Here is a 16,281-nt window from a genome sequence, read left to right on the forward strand (position 1 = left end):
GCTCCGCCGTTGGCTCAGCGCGTAAAGCTTTGCGCGTTGCCGGCGTCGACGTTGATGATGTTGCCTGTCGACTTGGCCGACATGTCGGAGGCCAGGAAATAGATCGCTTCGGCGATGTCTTCCGGGAAGACCGAACGCTTCAGCATTGAGCGCGAGCGGTAATGCTCTTCGAGGTCGTCGGTGGACATCTTGTAGGCGGCGGCGCGCTGTTCCTTCCACTCGCCGGTCCAGATCTTTGAGCCGCGCAGCACGGCGTCCGGATTGACGACATTGACCCTGATCTGGGCCTCCGCACCCTCAAGCGCCAGGCAGCGGGCGAGATGGATTTCGGCGGCCTTGGCGGTGCAATAGGCGGCGGCGTTCGGAGAGGCGGCAAGGCCGTTCTTGGAGGCGACGAAGACGACGTTGCCGCCGATCTTCTGGACGCGGAACAGCCGGAACGCCTCCCGTGAGACCAGGAAATAGCCCGTGGACAGGATGTCCATGTTCTTGTTCCACAGCGCCAGCGTGGTCTCCTCGATCGGCGCCGAGGAGGCGAGGCCAGCGTTGGACACCAGAATGTCGATGCCGCCGAACTCGACCGCCGTCTCGGCGAAACCGGCGATGACCTGTTCCTCCGAAGTGACGTTGATCAGCACCGGGCGGACGAAGTCCTTGCCATAGGCTTTTGCGAGCTCGTCGTTGGCGCCGGCGAGCGCGGTCTCGTCGATGTCGGCGAGCACGACGCAAGCGCCTTCGCGCAGCAGCCGGTTGGCCGTGGCACGGCCAATGCCGCCGGCGCCGCCGGTGACCAGCGCGATCTGGCCGGCGAGCGATTTCGGCTTCGGCATGCGCTGTAGCTTCAGGTCTTCAAGCAGCCAGTATTCGATATCGAAGGCTTCCTGGGCAGGCAGACCGACATAGGAAGATACGGTCGACGCGCCGCGCATGACGTTGATGGCGTTGACGTAAAATTCGCCCGAAATGCGCGCCGTTGCCTTGTCGCCGGCGAAGGTGAACATGCCGACGCCGGGCATCAGGTAGACCACCGCGTTGGGGTCGCGAATAGCCGGCGAATCCGGATGTTTGCAGCTGTCGTAATAGGCCTGGTAGCCGACACGATAGGCGGCAACATCGTCGGCAAGGCGCGCAATCACCGCATCGACATCAGGCTTGGCCGGATCGAACTCGATGACCAGCGGGCGGATCTTGGTGCGCAGGAAATGGTCCGGGCATGAGGTGCCGAGTGCGGCCAGTGGGCGCAAATCCCTGGAGTTGACGAATTCCAGCACGGCAGCGGAATCGTCGAAATGGCCAAGCTTGTGGCTCTTTTCCGAGATCAGGCCACGGATCCTCGGCATCAGTTTCGCCGCGATGGCGCGGCGGTCGCCGGCGTCGAGCGACTTGACCACTTCGCCGCCGAAGATGGCTACGCCCTCGGAGCGACGCTCGAACCACTCGATCGCCTGGTTGATCACCGAGATCGTCGTCTCGTAGCATTCCTTGGGCGTATCGCCCCAAGTGAACAGGCCGTGGCTTTCCAGGATGACACCCCTGGCGGCGGGATGTTCGACACAGAATTTCTCCAGCCACAGGCCGAGTTCGAAGCCGGGGCGCTTCCACGGCAGCCAGCCGATGGCGTCGCCGAAGATTTCCTTGGTCAGTGCTTTGGAATCTTTCGCTGCGGCGATCGCGATGATGGCGTCCGGATGCATGTGGTCGACAAAGGGCTTCGGCACATAAGCATGCAGCGGCGTGTCGATCGAAGCCGCTCGCGGATTGAGGTTGAAGGTGCAGTGGGGCAGATATCCCACCATCTCGTCCTCGTGCTCGACGCCGCGATAAAGGCCTTTGAGCGCGCGCAACTTGTCCATGTAGAGCGTGGCAAAGCCGTCAAGCTTTATCGACGCGCTGTCGCCGCCTGAGCCCTTGACCCAGAGCACTTCGACGCTCTCGCCGGTGAGCGGATCTTTCTGCCAGATTTTCGATGAGGTGTTGCCGCCGCCATAGTTGGTGACGCGCTTGTCGGAGCCCAGCGTGTTCGAGCGATAGACCAGAAGCTCGGGATCGCTCATCCCTTGGGCTTTCGCATCATCCCACAGATTGGCGAGGCGCGAGCCGGAGCGCTTGTCGAGCATAGGTATCCTCCCTGGGGACGCAAAAAGGCGCAGTCCATTTTGGCGGGAATGTCTACGCAAGCAGGCCTGATGTCAATCACAAACGATCAAAATCGATCATATTGCACTGCACAATGAAATTATATGATCGGAAATGATTGACACTGCTCGTTTTGGGTGCCTAGATGGCCAGGCAGGGAGGAACCATGCACGAAAAAGAGCGCCACAGGATCATTCTGTCCGCCGTCCAGGAAAAACCTGTGGTGACGGTGCAGGAGATGGTCGACCTGACGGAATCTTCCGAGGCGACGATCCGGCGCGATATCGCGGCTCTTCACGTGCAAAAACGCCTGCGCCGGGTGCGCGGTGGCGCCGAGGCGATCTCGCCGCCGCAGTTCATCGGCCTGGCTGGCCGGCCCTTTTCCGTCAACGAAACGATCAACGCTTCGCAGAAGCGGGCGATTGCACGAGAAGCGGTGGAATTGTGCGGGGATGGCGAGCCTATCATCATCAATGGCGGCACCACCACTTTCCAGATGGTGCATTTCCTGACCGGCCGCCGCATGCCGATCTTCACCAATTCGTTCCCGATCGCCGAGCATTTGCTCAAGCACTCCAAGAACACGGTGATGCTGTCGGGCGGCACCATCTATCGCGAGCAGAACATCATCCTGTCGCCCTTCGACAATGATGTGACGCGCAATTTCTATGCCCGCCGCATGTTCATGGGTGCGCAAGGGCTGGGGCCGCTCGGCCTGATGGAAGGCGACCCGCTGCTGATCCAGGCGGAGCAGAAACTGATCGACCAGGCCGATGAGCTGGTGGTGCTGGTCGATTCCTCGAAATTCCGCAAGCGCTCCAGCCTGATCCTGTGCGGCCTGTCGCGCATCGCCACCGTCATCACCGATGACGGCATCGAGGATCGCGAAGCCAAGATGTTGGAGACCGCTGGTGTGACGCTGATCGTCGCCCGCAAGTCGGCAAAGGAAGAATCTTCACTGCAGGCCTGAGAGACCCTCACGCCGCAGCGACGATGGAATGCAACGCTCAAGGGAGGATATACGATGAGCTTTCTGAAGAAATTGATGGTGACGGCCGCATTCTCGGCCGCCATGTTCGTAAACGCTGCCTATGCCGAAAACGTCAAGATCGCGCTGGTGGTGAAGTCGCTCGGCAACGGCTTCTTCGATGCCGCCAACAAGGGCGCCGAAGAGGCGGCCAAGGAACTCGGCGATGTCGACATCATCTACACCGGCCCAACCAAGGCGACCGCCGAAGCGCAGATAGAAGTGGTCAATTCGCTGATCGCGCAGAAGGTCAACGCCATCGCCATTTCGGCCAATGATGCTGACGCGCTGGTGCCGGTGCTGAAGAAGGCCATGGAGCGCGGCATCACCGTCATCTCCTGGGATTCGGGCGTCGCCAAGGAAGGCCGCCAGCTTCACCTCAACCCGTCTGACACCGGCCTGATCGGCGAGACCATCATCAAGCTCGCCGCCGACTATCTGCCGGAAGGCGGCGACGTCGCCATCCTGTCGGCCTCCTCGACCGCGACCAACCAGAACGCCTGGATCGACGCGGCCAAGAAAATCCTGCCGGAGAAGTTCCCCAAGATCAAACTTGTCGCGACCGTCTATGGCGATGACGACTCGGCCAAGAGCACCGACGAGGCCAAGGGCCTTCTGAAGTCCTATCCGAACCTCAAGGCGATCATCGCGCCGACCACCGTCGGCGTCGTTGCCGCCGCCCAGGTCGTCACCGATGAAGGCCTGATCGGCAAGGTCAATGTCACCGGCCTGGCGCTGCCGTCGGAGTTCAAAAAGTTCATCGACAACGGTTCGAGCCAGGCGGTCGCCCTATGGAACCCGATCGACCTCGGCTACTCCGCCGTCTACCTCGCCCATGACCTGGCGGTGAAGAAGGACGAAGCCAAGCCCGGTGCGACGCTGTCGATCGGCCGCGTCGGCAAGGTTACGCTCGACGACACCAACTCGGCTGCGATGGCTCCGCCCTTCCAGTTCGACAAGTCCAACATCGAGAAGTTCTCAAAGATCTATTGATCTCGGACGCTCGCCAGCTATCGCGGCGGGGCTCACGCTCCGCCGCGACTTCAAACACACCTTGTTTCAGGGCTTGATACGGATATGGACACGACAGCCCAGCACGGCACGGTGAAGGAGGAGCCCCCGGCTCCTGCCCCTCGCCTGACGCTGTCCGGCGTCTCCAAGAGCTTTCCCGGCGTGCGGGCGCTGCACAATGTCAGCCTGTCGCTGTATCCCGGCGAGGTAACCGCACTGATCGGTGAAAACGGCGCCGGCAAGTCGACGCTGGTCAAGATTATGACCGGCATCTACCAGCCCGATGCGGGCACGATCAGCATCGACGGTCAGGCGGTCACCCTGCCCAGCGCGCACGCCGCCTTCGGCCATGGCGTCACCGCCATCCATCAGGAAACAGTGCTGTTCGACGATCTGAGCGTCGCCGAAAACATCTTTCTCGGCCACGCACCACGCTCCCGCTTCGGCACCATCGACTGGCGCACGATGCGCAAGAATGCGCGCGAAGTGCTTGATACCATGCATGCCGGCCATATCGATGCCGATGCGCGGCTCAGGGATCTCGGCATCGCCAACAAGCATCTCGTCGCCGTGGCGCGCGCCATGTCGATCGACGCGCAGATCGTCATCATGGACGAGCCGACCGCGGCGCTCTCGATGAAGGAGATCGAGGAGCTCTTCCTGCTGATCGAGTTCCTCAAGAGCGAAGGGAAGGCGATCCTGTTCATCAGCCACAAGTTCGACGAGATTTATCGCATCGCCGACCGCTACACGGTGTTCCGCGACGGCGAAATGGTCGGCGAAGGCCTGATCCGGGATGCCGGCCAGAGCCAGATCGTGCGCATGATGGTCGGCCGCTCGGTCGACCACATCTTCCCGCAACGCAAGGCAGAGATCGGCGCGCCAGTGCTGTCGGTCTCCGGCCTGTCGCACCCGACAGAATTCAACGATATCGGTTTCGAACTGCACAAGGGTGAAATCCTCGGCTTCTACGGCCTGGTCGGCGCCGGGCGCAGCGAGGTGATGCAAGCGATATCGGGCATCACCCGCACCTCAGGCGGCACGATCACGCTCGAAGGCAAGACGATCGCGCCGAAATCGGCAGCGGATTCGATCGAGGCCGGCATCGTCTACGTGCCGGAAGAACGCGGCAAGCAAGGCGTGGTGATCGGCCTGCCGATCTTCCAGAACGTCTCGCTGCCCTCGCTCAAGCGCACCTCCAAATCCGGCCTGCTGCGGCTGTCGGAGGAGTTTGCGCTCGCCCGCTCCTACACCGAGCGGCTTGACCTCCGGGCCTCCTCGCTCAGCCAGGATGTCGGCACGCTGTCCGGCGGCAACCAGCAGAAGATCGTCATCGCCAAATGGCTGGCCACCGCGCCCAAGGTGATCATCCTCGACGAACCGACCAAGGGCATCGACATCGGCTCCAAGGCCGCCGTGCACGGCTTCATGGCCGAACTGGTGGCGCAGGGCCTGTCGGTGATCATGGTGTCGTCGGAGCTGCCCGAGATTCTCGGCATGTCCGACCGCGTCGTCGTCATGCGCGAAGGCCTTGTCGCGGCGGTCTACGATAACAAGGGACTGGACGCCGAAACGCTGGTCAGGACCGCAGCGGGGATCGCGGCATGAAGGCTTTCCTCAAATACCGGGAGATCTGGCTGGCTGCCGCCATCATCGTGCTGATCGGGCTGATCTCGACACGCTTCCCGGCCTTTGCCGATCCCGGCAATCTGCGCCAGGTGTTCAACGACACGTCCATCTTGATGATCCTGGCGCTTGGCCAGATGGTGGTCATCCTGACGCGCTCCATCGACCTGTCGATGGCCTCCAACCTCTGCTTCACCGGCATGGTGGTGGCCATGCTGAACGCCGCGCATCCGGCGATCCCGATCCCGCTGCTGATCGTCATCGCGCTCGCCGTCGGGCTGGTGCTGGGCGCCATCAACGGCCTGCTGGTATGGCGGCTGAACATCCCCTCGATCGTGGTGACATTGGGCACGCTGACAATCTATCGCGGTGCCACCTTCGTCCTCTCCGGCGGCGCCTGGGTCAACGCCGACAAGATGAGCCCGGAGTTCATCGGCTTCCAGCGCGCCGCCTTCCTCGGCATTCCGGTGTTGTCGTGGATCGCCATCCTGGTCATCGCGCTGTTCTTCATCTTGATGACGCGCACCGCGCTCGGCCGCTCGATCTATGCGATCGGCGTCAATCCGACGGCGTCGGTCTATACCGGCATCGATGTCGGCCGCACGAAATTCATCGTCTTCTGCATCTCCGGCATGATCGGCGGCCTTGCCGGTTACCTCTGGATCTCGCGCTATGTGATCGCCTCGGTCGAGGTCGCCAATGGCTATGAGCTCAACATCATCGCCGCTTGCGTCATCGGCGGCATCTCGATCGCCGGCGGCATCGGCTCGGTTGGCGGCGCGGTGCTGGGCGCGCTGTTCCTCGGCATCATCTCCAACGCGCTGCCGGTCATCAACATCTCGCCCTTCTGGCAGATGGCGATTTCGGGCAGCGCCATCATCCTGGCCGTCGTGCTCAATGCGCGCGGCGAACGCCAGCAGGGCCGCATCATCCTGAGAAAGGTGGAGGCGGCGACATGACCGACATCCCTGCCCCGCGCCATATTCCCGACCGGCTCGACAAGCCGCTGCGATCGGCGATCTTTTCCTGGGAAGCGCTGCTGGTCGTGGTGGCGGTTGCCATCTTCGTCATCAACAGCTTCGCCTCGCCCTATTTCCTCGACCCCTATTCGCTGTCGGACCTGACCTTCAATTTCACCGAGAAGGGCCTGATCGCCTTTGCCATGGCATTGCTGATCATTTCGGGCGAGATCGACCTGTCGGTCGCCGCCATCATTGCGCTCGCCTCGACTATGATGGGCATGGCGGTGCAGGCCGGCGCGGACACGCCGACCCTGGTGCTGATCGGCGTCGTCGTCGGGCTCGTTTGCGGTGCCTTCAATGGCTTGCTGGTGACAAGGCTTGGGTTGCCATCGATCGTCGTCACCATCGGCACGATGAGCCTGTTTCGCGGCATCGCCTTCATCATCCTCGGCGACCAGGCCTACAAGGGCTATCCCGACAGCTTCGCCTTCTTCGGCCAGGGTTATGTCTGGTGGGTGGTGTCGTTCGAGCTGGTGCTCTTCCTTATCGCGGCCGTCGTCTATTGGTTCCTGCTGCACCGCACGAGTTTCGGCCGTCGCGTCTTTGCCATCGGCAACAATCCGGTCGCCGCGCAGTTTTCCGGTGTCCGCGTCGGCCGCACCAAATTCATCCTGTTTTGCCTGACCGGTCTGATGTCGGGCATCGCCTCGGTGCTGATCACCTCGCGGCTCGGCTCGACAAGGCCGTCGATCGCGCAAGGCTATGAGCTGGAAGTCATCACCATGGTGGTGCTCGGCGGCGTCAGCATTCTGGGCGGCGCCGGGAGCATTGTCGGCGTGGTGCTCGCCGCCTTCATCATGGGGCTGGTGACCTTCGGACTTGGCCTGCTCAACGTGCCCGGCATCGTCATGTCGATCTTCATCGGCCTGCTGCTGATCATCGTCATCGCGCTGCCGATCGTCTGGCGGCGGCTGCGCGGTAGCAACTGATGGCCGATATCATGGAGACCAAGCCGGACAACGAGCCGCTGGCCATGCCGCTGGAAACAATGTTCCATATGGCATGAGTGCGATCCGCCATATCGCCGTCATCGACATCGGCAAGACCAACGCCAAGGTGGCGCTGGTCGACCTCGTTACGATGAGCGAAGTCGCGCTGCGCCGGACAGCCAATGCGCCGGTCGGGCGGACGCCCTACCCCCATCACGATGTCGAGGCGCTGTGGACCTTCATCCTCAACAGCCTTGCAAGCCTCAACCGCGAACAGCGCATCGATGCGATTTCAATCACAACGCACGGCGCAACCGGCGCGCTGGTTGATGCCGCGGGCGAACTGGTGCTGCCCATACTCGACTACGAGTTCGACGGACCTGACAGGCTTTCGGCAGAGTATGATGCAATCCGCCCGCCCTTTGCCGAGACCGGTACGCCGCGCCTGCCGCTCGGCCTCAATCTCGGCGCCCAGTTCTTCTGGCAGCAGAAGCGCTTCCCGGTTGAATTCGCCAGGGCTGCCGCGATGTTGATGTACCCGCAATACTGGGCGCTGCGGCTCACAGGAGTGGCCGCCAACGAAGTAACGTCGCTCGGCTGCCACACCGATCTGTGGAACCCGTGGAGTGCTGATTTTCCGACGATGGTCGACCGCCTGGGTTGGCGTGGGCTGATGGCGCCGGTGCGGCCGGCGAGGGATCGGCTCGGCCCGATCCTGCCCGCGCATGCCGCGCGAACCGGGCTCGATCCGCAAACGCCGGTCTTCTGCGGCCTCCACGACTCGAACGCCTCGCTTTTGCCGCATCTCTTGTCCGATCCCCCACCCTTCTCGGTCGTCTCGACCGGCACCTGGGTGGTGTCGATGGCCGTCGGTGGCAGGCCGGTCAAACTGGACCCGGCGCGCGACACGTTGGTCAATGTCAGTGCACTGGGCGACCCTGTGCCCTCGGCCCGTTTCATGGGTGGCCGCGAGTTTTCGCTGCTCACTGCGGACAAGCCGCAGGATTGCAGCGGCAGCGATGTGCTGGCGGTCCTGGCAAACAAGACCTCGCTGCTACCGTCGACCCAGCAAGGATCAGGGCCGTACCCGCACCATGCCGCGACGTGGCTTGATGCCGACGGCATCAACAACGGCCAGCGTTTTGCCGCCATCTCGTTCTATCTGGCGCTGATGACGGCGACCTGCCTGGAGCTGATCGGCGGCGACGGCCCGACCACTGTCGAAGGGCCGTTTGCCCGCAACCGGCTGTTTGTCGGCATGCTGGCGGCGGCGACCGCGCGTAGCGTCGTCGCATCTGAGGCCGCAACCGGCACCAGCATTGGTGCAGCATTGCTGGCATCGGATCAGGTAACGACGCACGGCAAGGGCGAAAAAATAGAGCCGCCAACCGATCCGGTCTGGGCCGACTATGTCAGCGCATGGCGCGCGGCGGTCAAAGCGCAGGGGTGATCACAGGATCCGCTTGCCGAAGGCCGACATGACGAAGTTGACCGTGTCGGTGCCGATCCGAGGCTCCATATCCGCCGTCATACCTGAAACATCCATCGACAGCAGACGGCCGGAGAGCGCGATCGCCTCCATCGCCTGATGCGTTTCGCGCACCGTCAGCCCGCCGGAGCCAACCGCCCAGCCGGCGAATTCGGTCGCTGTCGGCGAGTAGCTGACATGGAAACCTTGCGTGCCCGAGGTGGCGATGCGGATCGCCTCATGCATCAGGTCGCGCATGCCCATGGCGTCGATGTCGGTCATGGTGAAGGCCGACACGCGCGAATCCTTCAGCACCCGCGCCTCGGCCGGGTCGGCATGGCGCAGGCCGACGATGACGACATTTTCCGGTGACAGCTGCGGCTGCAGTGCACCGGCCTTGTGATCGAGACCGAGGGTACGGGCCAGCACCGAGCCCTCCGGCAGGTCAATGCCGTCCTCGTCCTCGGGCATAAGGGCAGCGATGGAATCGATCCAGATCAAGCCGAAGGAATGCGTCGCGCGTGCCGTCGCGGTCAGCGCCTTGTGGGCGATACGGCGATCGGCGCCGGCGGCGAGCCGGATCAAGCCCGAAGGCGGCCGCTCGATATCGGCCAGTTCGACGACGTCGAAGTTCATCGCCTCCAGCCGCGCGCCGGTTCCCTCCCGGGCGAGGATGCCAGCGGCTTCCTGGTCAGCCGAGATCGACACCATCTTGCGGCCGGAAAAGTCGGCGACATCGTGCATCGGGGCCTTTTCGACATATTCCGACGTCATCGCCAAAAGCATGGCTCCATAACTCATGCGAAAGGCGACGCGATCGCCGACGGTCGGCCGCGGATCGGCGTCCTGGACGTCGAGCAGCAGATGGTCGCTGGAGGCGCCGAGCACCCTGATCCCCCTGGCGATCGGCGTCAGCCCCTCGACCAGCACATCCTCGCGGCCAATATTGGCGATGGCGCGCAGCCGGTCACCCTGGTCGGGGAAGACCGGCTGGTTGCCGAAAGCGTCGTAGCCCGATTCGCCGATCGGCCGTGACGGCTTGAGCTTGACCTCGATGATATCGCTGGTCAGGCGGCAGGCATCGGGTTCGAGCTCGGCCCATGGCACATCGCGAAAGGTCTCGACGCCGCCTTGCAGGATCGCCTCGCCGACCCGGAGATTGTTGATGCCTGCCGGTAGCTTGCCTTCGAGCAGTAGCGTCAGCGACGACGAGGCGCCGCCGGAGATGAAGTCGAGGCTTTTGCCGGACAGGCGCTCGGTCTTGTAGGCATGGGCAACGAGCTGGCCGAGATTCTCCGGCGTCGGCATGATGGCGCCGAAGCAGCCGAGATTGGTGCCGATGCCAGCGATGCGCACGCCCTTGAACTCGAGAATGCGCTCGACGGTGGGGATCAGGTCGCTCGGCCAGATGCCTTCGCGGAGATCGCCGAGATCGATCATCAGCATGATGTCGTGGACGCGGCCCATGCGCTCGGCGATGCGCGAGATTTCGCGAATGGTGGCGAGTTCCGATTGCAGGCTGATGTCGACGGTGCGCACCACCTCCTCGACACGCGCCATTGGCGGGCTGCGCAACAGCATGATAGGCGCGTTGATGCCGCTGTCACGCAGCCGACGGATGTTTTCGAACCGCGATTCGGCAATGCCGGCAACGCCACCGCGCAGCATGGCACGCGCCACTTGCGGCATGCCACAGGTGCCCTTGGTGACACCGAACACCTTGATATCCGACAGCGCGCAGCGTTCGACGATGGTGCGGGCGTTGCGCTCGATGCGGCCAAGGTCGATGGCGACTTGCGGTCCCGACATTTTTATCCCCTGTAGACCAATCCTTGCGGATCGATCTCCGGCTTTCGCCCGGCGACGAGGTCGGCCAGGAATTTCCCCGAGCCGCAAGCCATGGTCCAGCCGACATGGCCGTGGCCGGTGTCGAGATAAAGGTTGCGGTATTTTGCCTGACCGATGACCGGCACCGAGTTCGGCATCATAGGGCGCAGACCTGCCCAGAGCACGGCCTTCTTCTCATCAAAGGCGCCGGGGAACAGATCCTTGCCGGTCCGAAACATGGTGGCAAAGTCGCTTGGCTTGTGGGTGCGGTCGAAGCCAGTGAATTCGGCGGTCGAAGCCAGCCGCAATCGATTGCCAAGGCGCGAATAAGCCAGCAGCTGGTCCTCGTCGGCGCCGCCCATGGTCGGCCCCTTGCTTTCGTCCTCCAGGGGAATCGTCGCCGTATAACCTTTCACCGGATAGACTGGCAGGTCGATGCCGTAGCGGCGGCCGAGCAGGCCGCTTTCCGGCCCCATCGAGATGACAACAGCGTCACCCGTCACCGGTCCGCCTGAGGTCATCACCGCGCGCACCCGGTCGCCCTCGATGTCGAGGCCTTGAACCGTCGTGTCATAGAGAAATTTCACGCCGAGCTTTTCGGCCGCATAGGCGGCGAGCCCGTCGACGAAGATCCGGGAATCACCGGTCTGGTCGATCGGCGAATAGACGCCGCCGGCGATCTTTTCCTTTACCCCGGCGAGGCCCGGTTCAAGCTCGACCAGCCGGTCGCGGCCGACGATCTCGATCGGCAGGCCGTGCTCGGCCAGATAGCGATAATTGTCGGTGCCGGTGTCGAGACTGTGCTGCGAGCGGAAGAAGTAGAGAATGCCTTTCTTGCGCTCGTCATAGTGAATGCCGGTGTCATCGGAGATGGCGTTGATGCAGTCGCGCGAATAGAGCGCCAGGCGCAATTTGACCTGGCTGTTGGCGCGCAGCCGCGCCACCGTGCATTGGCGCAGGAAGCGCAGGCTCCAGGCGAGAAAATAAGGATCGAAGCGCAGCCGCACCTTGATCCCGAGATCATGGTTGTAGAGTGCGCGCAAAAAAGTCTTTAGCGCCGCCGGCGAGGCCCAGGCGGTGGCGTCACCCGGCGAAACCAGGCCGGCATTGGACTGGCTGGTGCCCCGCGCCGGCGCCGCGTGGCGCTCGATCACGGTGACCTCGTGGCCGTCGCTGGCCAGATAATAGGCGGCCGCCGTACCGACAACACCGGCTCCGAGCACCACTATTTTCATGCCATCCCCCAAAGCTCTTCGCGGCGCGGCGCCTCCACGCCGGATCGCGAATGCTTTCCATAGCGCTTCACCGCGCGCCTTGCGAGCCCTGAGGGTTGGCTCAGCCCCGCGCGGAATTCTTGCTGGTCAGGATACGTTCCCAGGCGAGCGCGTCGGCAACGATCTGGTCGAGGTCGTCGCGTTGCGGGGTCCAGCCGAGTTCCGCCCGGGCAAGGTCCGAGTTGGCGACCACCGCAGCGGCGTCGCCAGGGCGCCGATCGCCCATCTTCACCTCGAAATCGCGGCCAAAGGCACGCCGAACGCTCTCAATCACCTCGAGCACCGAATAGCCATGGCTGTAGCCGCAATTGGCGACGAGGCTTTCGCCCCCGGCGCGCAGCCGCTGCAGGGCCAGGCGATGCGCTGCGGCCAAATCGCTGACATGGATATAGTCGCGCATGCAGGTGCCATCAGGTGTCGGATAATCGGTGCCGAACACCTGCATGAACGGCCGTTTGCCGAGCGCGGTCTCGCAGGCGACCTTGATCAGATGCGTGGCGCCCGGCGTCGACTGGCCGGTGCGACCCTTGGGATCGGCGCCGGCAACGTTGAAGTAGCGCAGCGCCGTGTACCGCAAGGGATGTGCCATCGCCGCATCGCGCAGCATCCATTCGCTCATCAGCTTGGACAGGCCATAGGGCGATTCCGGCGCCAGGCGGGCATCCTCGCGCACCGGTTCGAGCCCGGCGCCACCATAGACGGCGGCGGTCGAGGAAAAGATGAAGTTGGGCACGCCCTCGCGCACCGCGGTTTCGATCAGCGTGCGGGTCTTCGAGGTGTTGTTCTCGTAATAGGCGAGCGGGTCGGCGACCGATTCCGGAACCACAATCGAGCCGGCGAAATGGATGATGGCGTCGACATGGTTGTCCCTGATGATCGAGCCGACCAATTCCTTGTCGGCGACATCGCCGACCACCAGCTTTGCCTCCGGCGCCACCGCCCATTCGAAGCCGGTGGAAAGCCGGTCGAGAACGACCACGCTTTCGCCAGCATCCAGCAATTCCCAGACCATGTGGCTGCCGATATAGCCGGCCCCGCCTGTCACCAAAACTGTCATCCGCGACCTCGCATCTGAAGATTTATCGGAAACTGTCTCAAACCCCGCTCTACTGGAAAGCCCGCCGCATGGCCATTAGAACTCGTGGTAACCGGCATGACCGGCATGTGGCATCGTCCTGAAACAAAGTTGATCCACATCAAGGGAATAGGCCACGATCCGTGGTCGTTAGGAACAGGTGCGGGGCGTGGCATTTTGACCAAAACGGCCCGGTGGACGACCAATAGGGCAACGATTATGATCCCGCGCAAAATTGGGAAGCTGACATGAACTACCAGCGGTTCTTCGAAGAAGCGATCGACCAGCTCCATGCCGAGCGTCGCTATCGTGTCTTCGCCGACCTCGAACGCATCGCGGGCAAGTTTCCGCGCGCCATATGGCGTTCCAATGGCCGTGCCGAGGAAATCACCGTCTGGTGTTCCAACGACTATCTCGGCATGGGCCAGCATCCCGATGTCATCGCCTCGTTCCAGAACGCGGCCGGCAAGATGGGTTCGGGCGCCGGCGGCACCCGCAACATTTCCGGAACTTCGAACCCGCTCGTCGAGCTGGAGCATGAGCTTGCCGACCTGCACGGCAAGGACGCCGCGCTGGTCTTCACCTCCGGCTTCGTCTCCAACGAAGCGTCGATCTCGACCATTGCGCGGCTTTTGCCCAATTGCCTGATCATCTCGGACGAGTTGAACCACGCCTCGATGATCGAGGGCGTGCGGCGCTCGGGCGCCGAGAAGAAGATCTTCCGCCACAATGATGTCGCGCATCTGGAAAGCCTGTTGCAGGCCGCGGGGCGCGAACGCGCCAAGCTGATCGTCTTCGAGAGCGTCTATTCGATGGATGGCGACATCGCGCCGATCAGGCAGATCGTCGAGCTCGCCGAGCGCTACAATGCCATGACCTATATCGACGAGGTCCACGCCGTCGGCATGTACGGACCGCGCGGCGGCGGCATCACCGAGCGCGAAGGCCTCGCCGACCGGATCGATATCATCGAAGGGACGCTGGCCAAGGCGTTCGGCACGCTCGGCGGCTACATCACCGGCACCAGTGCGGTGATCGACGCGGTGCGCTCCTACGCGCCGGGCTTCATCTTCACCACGGCGCTGCCGCCGGCGATCGCCGCGGCGGCCACGACCTCGATCCGCCATTTGAAGCGCTCCCAGGCCGAGCGCGACGCCCAGCAGCAGCAGGCGAACCGGACCAAGCAGATCCTGTCGGCGGCCGGCTTGCCGGTGATGGAATCGCCAACCCATATCGTGCCGCTGCTGGTGGGTGACCCCGAGCTCTGCAAGATGGCCAGCGACCGCCTGCTCGGCGTGCACGGCATCTACATCCAGCCGATCAACTACCCGACCGTGCCGCGCGGCACAGAGCGGCTGCGCATCACGCCGACGCCGTTCCATTCCAACACGCTGATCGCGGGACTGCAGGACGCGCTGGTCGAGACCTGGGATGCGCTTGGCATTCCCTATGGCTCCGCCGGCCGGCCCGCAGTGGCCAAGAGCGATCGGATCGTGCCCCTGCTGGTACCCAAGTCAGGCGGCTGAAGCCCGTTTGAAACTCTACTCTGACGGCCATCTGACGCAGGTTTCTGCGCTTCCGGTGCTCACGGACCTGAATGTCCGCTGCGCTCCGGTTCTCGAACCCCACGCCAGCTGACTCGCCTGAGCGATTTTCAATTCGGGCTTCGTCGGCAGCTCCAGCTAGACGGTTTTCATCCATTTCGCCAGCCGGTGCGAAGCTTCCTCGATCTGATCGAGGCGGCGGTGGAAGCACAGCCTGAGGAAGGCTTCGCCGCCGGGACCAAAGGCGGTGCCGGGCGCCAGGCCGACATTGGCCTTGTCGACGATGTCGAAGGCAGCCGTGCGGGAATCGGTGAGGCCGTCGACGGTGAAGAACAGGTAGAAGGCGCCCTGCGGCACGGTAAACCGGGCGCGGCCGGTGGCGCCGAGAATGCCGCAGACCAGATCGCGCGCCTTCCTCGCCCGCTCCACCTGCTCAGTGACGAAAGCATCGCCCTCGTCAAGAGCGGCGACCGCGCCGCGCTGCATGAACTGGGCGACGCCGGAGTTCGAATATTGGATCAGGTTCTCGAACACCTGCTGCAGGCTCGGATGCGTCTTGATCCAGCCGACGCGCCAGCCGGTCATCGACCAGTTCTTGGAAAAGGAGTTGACGAACAGGATGCGGTCTTCCGCCGTCGCGATGTCGAGGAAGGACGGCGCCCGGCCATGGCCATAGTGGAACAGCGAGTAGATCTCGTCGGCAATGATCCAGACGTTCTTGGCGCGCGCGAGATCGAGGATCGCCTGCAAGGTCTCATGGTCGGCGGTCCAGCCGGTCGGGTTCGACGGCGTGTTGATGAACAGCGCCTTGGTACGCGACGTGATCGCCGCCGCGATCTTCTCGACATCGCAGGACCAGCCATTGCCGGAATGGTCGAGCGTGACCGCCACCGGAACGGCTCCCGACAGGGCGGCGGCGGCATCGAAATTCGGCCAGGCTGGCGACAGATAGATCACCTCGTCGCCCGAGCCGGCGAGAGCGGTCAGCGACATCTGTATGGCATGCATGCCGGATCCGGTGACAATGAATTGCTCCTCGGGGAACGTCTTGCCGAAATGCCTGGCGTAGTAGCGCGACAGCGCCTGCCTCAGATCAGGAATGCCCCGCTGCCAGGTGTAGAACGTCTCGCCGCCGGCAAGCGCCTTCGACGCGGCATCGGTGATGAAGGCGGGTGTCGGCAGATCACCCTCGCCGGCCCAAAGCGGGATCAGACCCTCACGCAGGCGGCCGTAGTTGACGACAGCGACAATGCCGCTTTCAGGTGCGGCACGGGCTTCGGCGCGAAAGCTGTCGATCAGGCTCATGGACAAATCCGTTTTTGATTTAGGGTAGCCGCTCTTT

At 63.3% G+C, this 16,281-nt stretch carries 12 protein-coding genes and 1 pseudogene; 8 read left to right on the forward strand and 5 right to left on the reverse strand.

What is annotated here, in order from left to right; all coding sequences use genetic code 11:
* Nucleotides 1–14: 14 nt before the first annotated feature.
* Nucleotides 15–2,117, reverse strand: coding sequence for a bifunctional rhamnulose-1-phosphate aldolase/short-chain dehydrogenase (locus tag EB235_RS34065; protein WP_027033097.1), 2,103 nt, complete (start codon nt 2,115–2,117; stop codon nt 15–17).
* A 185-nt stretch (nt 2,118–2,302) separates the two neighbouring features.
* Between EB235_RS34065 and EB235_RS34070 the strand changes: the two genes are divergently transcribed.
* From EB235_RS34070 to EB235_RS34095, 7 genes and pseudogenes are all read left to right on the forward strand, one after another.
* On the forward strand, nt 2,303–3,106 hold the full coding sequence (locus tag EB235_RS34070) for a DeoR/GlpR family DNA-binding transcription regulator (RefSeq protein WP_013897232.1): 804 nt from the start codon (nt 2,303–2,305) through the stop codon (nt 3,104–3,106).
* Between the two features lie 54 nt (nt 3,107–3,160).
* The gene (gene rhaS, locus EB235_RS34075; protein ID WP_027033096.1) at nt 3,161–4,156 is read left to right on the forward strand and encodes a rhamnose ABC transporter substrate-binding protein; all 996 of its coding nucleotides are present in this window, start codon (nt 3,161–3,163) and stop codon (nt 4,154–4,156) included.
* Between the two features lie 84 nt (nt 4,157–4,240).
* Complete coding sequence (locus EB235_RS34080; RefSeq protein WP_027033095.1) at nt 4,241–5,782, forward strand: sugar ABC transporter ATP-binding protein; 1,542 nt, start codon at nt 4,241–4,243, stop codon at nt 5,780–5,782.
* On the forward strand, nt 5,779–6,759 hold the full coding sequence (locus EB235_RS34085) for an ABC transporter permease (RefSeq protein ID WP_027033094.1): 981 nt from the start codon (nt 5,779–5,781) through the stop codon (nt 6,757–6,759). The genes EB235_RS34080 and EB235_RS34085 overlap by 4 nt, the downstream gene beginning before the upstream one ends.
* On the forward strand, nt 6,756–7,751 hold the full coding sequence (locus EB235_RS34090) for an ABC transporter permease (protein WP_027033093.1): 996 nt from the start codon (nt 6,756–6,758) through the stop codon (nt 7,749–7,751). The genes EB235_RS34085 and EB235_RS34090 overlap by 4 nt, the downstream gene beginning before the upstream one ends.
* Nucleotides 7,751–7,828, forward strand: a pseudogene (locus EB235_RS35240) (L-rhamnose mutarotase); the annotation flags it as partial. The gene EB235_RS34090 and the pseudogene EB235_RS35240, both read left to right, overlap by 1 nt.
* Nucleotides 7,825–9,201 carry an FGGY-family carbohydrate kinase gene (locus EB235_RS34095; RefSeq protein WP_027033092.1) on the forward strand — a complete coding sequence of 459 codons (1,377 nt, stop codon included), beginning with the start codon at nt 7,825–7,827 and terminating at the stop codon, nt 9,199–9,201. The pseudogene EB235_RS35240 and the gene EB235_RS34095, both read left to right, overlap by 4 nt.
* On the opposite strand, the gene EB235_RS34100 is transcribed toward EB235_RS34095, so the two are convergent.
* From EB235_RS34100 to galE, 3 genes are all read right to left on the reverse strand, one after another.
* Entirely contained in the window at nt 9,202–11,028 is a 1,827-nt protein-coding gene (locus EB235_RS34100) for an alanine racemase (protein WP_027033091.1), read from the reverse strand.
* Between the two features lie 2 nt (nt 11,029–11,030).
* Nucleotides 11,031–12,281, reverse strand: a complete 1,251-nt coding sequence (locus tag EB235_RS34105) for a D-amino acid dehydrogenase (protein WP_027033090.1) — start codon at nt 12,279–12,281, stop codon at nt 11,031–11,033.
* 100 nt (nt 12,282–12,381) lie between these two features.
* Nucleotides 12,382–13,377, reverse strand: coding sequence for a UDP-glucose 4-epimerase GalE (gene galE, locus EB235_RS34110; RefSeq protein ID WP_027033089.1), 996 nt, complete (start codon nt 13,375–13,377; stop codon nt 12,382–12,384).
* Nucleotides 13,378–13,643: 266 nt separating this feature from the next.
* On the opposite strand from galE, the gene hemA reads away from it, so the two are divergent.
* Entirely contained in the window at nt 13,644–14,921 is a 1,278-nt protein-coding gene (gene hemA, locus EB235_RS34115; protein WP_027033088.1) for a 5-aminolevulinate synthase, read from the forward strand.
* Between the two features lie 156 nt (nt 14,922–15,077).
* On the opposite strand, the gene EB235_RS34120 is transcribed toward hemA, so the two are convergent.
* Nucleotides 15,078–16,244, reverse strand: a complete 1,167-nt coding sequence (locus EB235_RS34120) for a pyridoxal phosphate-dependent aminotransferase (RefSeq protein ID WP_027033087.1) — start codon at nt 16,242–16,244, stop codon at nt 15,078–15,080.
* Between the last annotated feature and the right edge of the window lie 37 nt (nt 16,245–16,281).

Source organism: Mesorhizobium loti R88b, assembly GCF_013170845.1.
Taxonomy (GTDB): Bacteria; Pseudomonadota; Alphaproteobacteria; order Rhizobiales; family Rhizobiaceae; genus Mesorhizobium; species Mesorhizobium loti_B.

What these genes read in the sequence shown, in the direction of transcription:
- EB235_RS34065 (WP_027033097.1), bottom strand. Translation starts at nt 2,117, where the DNA reads ATGCTCGACAAGCGCTCCGGCTCGCGCCTCGCCAATCTGTGGGATGAT.
- EB235_RS34070 (WP_013897232.1), top strand. Translation starts at nt 2,303, where the DNA reads ATGCACGAAAAAGAGCGCCACAGGATCATTCTGTCCGCCGTCCAGGAA.
- rhaS (WP_027033096.1), top strand. Translation starts at nt 3,161, where the DNA reads ATGAGCTTTCTGAAGAAATTGATGGTGACGGCCGCATTCTCGGCCGCC.
- EB235_RS34080 (WP_027033095.1), top strand. Translation starts at nt 4,241, where the DNA reads ATGGACACGACAGCCCAGCACGGCACGGTGAAGGAGGAGCCCCCGGCT.
- EB235_RS34085 (WP_027033094.1), top strand. Translation starts at nt 5,779, where the DNA reads ATGAAGGCTTTCCTCAAATACCGGGAGATCTGGCTGGCTGCCGCCATC.
- EB235_RS34090 (WP_027033093.1), top strand. Translation starts at nt 6,756, where the DNA reads ATGACCGACATCCCTGCCCCGCGCCATATTCCCGACCGGCTCGACAAG.
- EB235_RS34095 (WP_027033092.1), top strand. Translation starts at nt 7,825, where the DNA reads ATGAGTGCGATCCGCCATATCGCCGTCATCGACATCGGCAAGACCAAC.
- EB235_RS34100 (WP_027033091.1), bottom strand. Translation starts at nt 11,028, where the DNA reads ATGTCGGGACCGCAAGTCGCCATCGACCTTGGCCGCATCGAGCGCAAC.
- EB235_RS34105 (WP_027033090.1), bottom strand. Translation starts at nt 12,281, where the DNA reads ATGAAAATAGTGGTGCTCGGAGCCGGTGTTGTCGGTACGGCGGCCGCC.
- galE (WP_027033089.1), bottom strand. Translation starts at nt 13,377, where the DNA reads ATGACAGTTTTGGTGACAGGCGGGGCCGGCTATATCGGCAGCCACATG.
- hemA (WP_027033088.1), top strand. Translation starts at nt 13,644, where the DNA reads ATGAACTACCAGCGGTTCTTCGAAGAAGCGATCGACCAGCTCCATGCC.
- EB235_RS34120 (WP_027033087.1), bottom strand. Translation starts at nt 16,244, where the DNA reads ATGAGCCTGATCGACAGCTTTCGCGCCGAAGCCCGTGCCGCACCTGAA.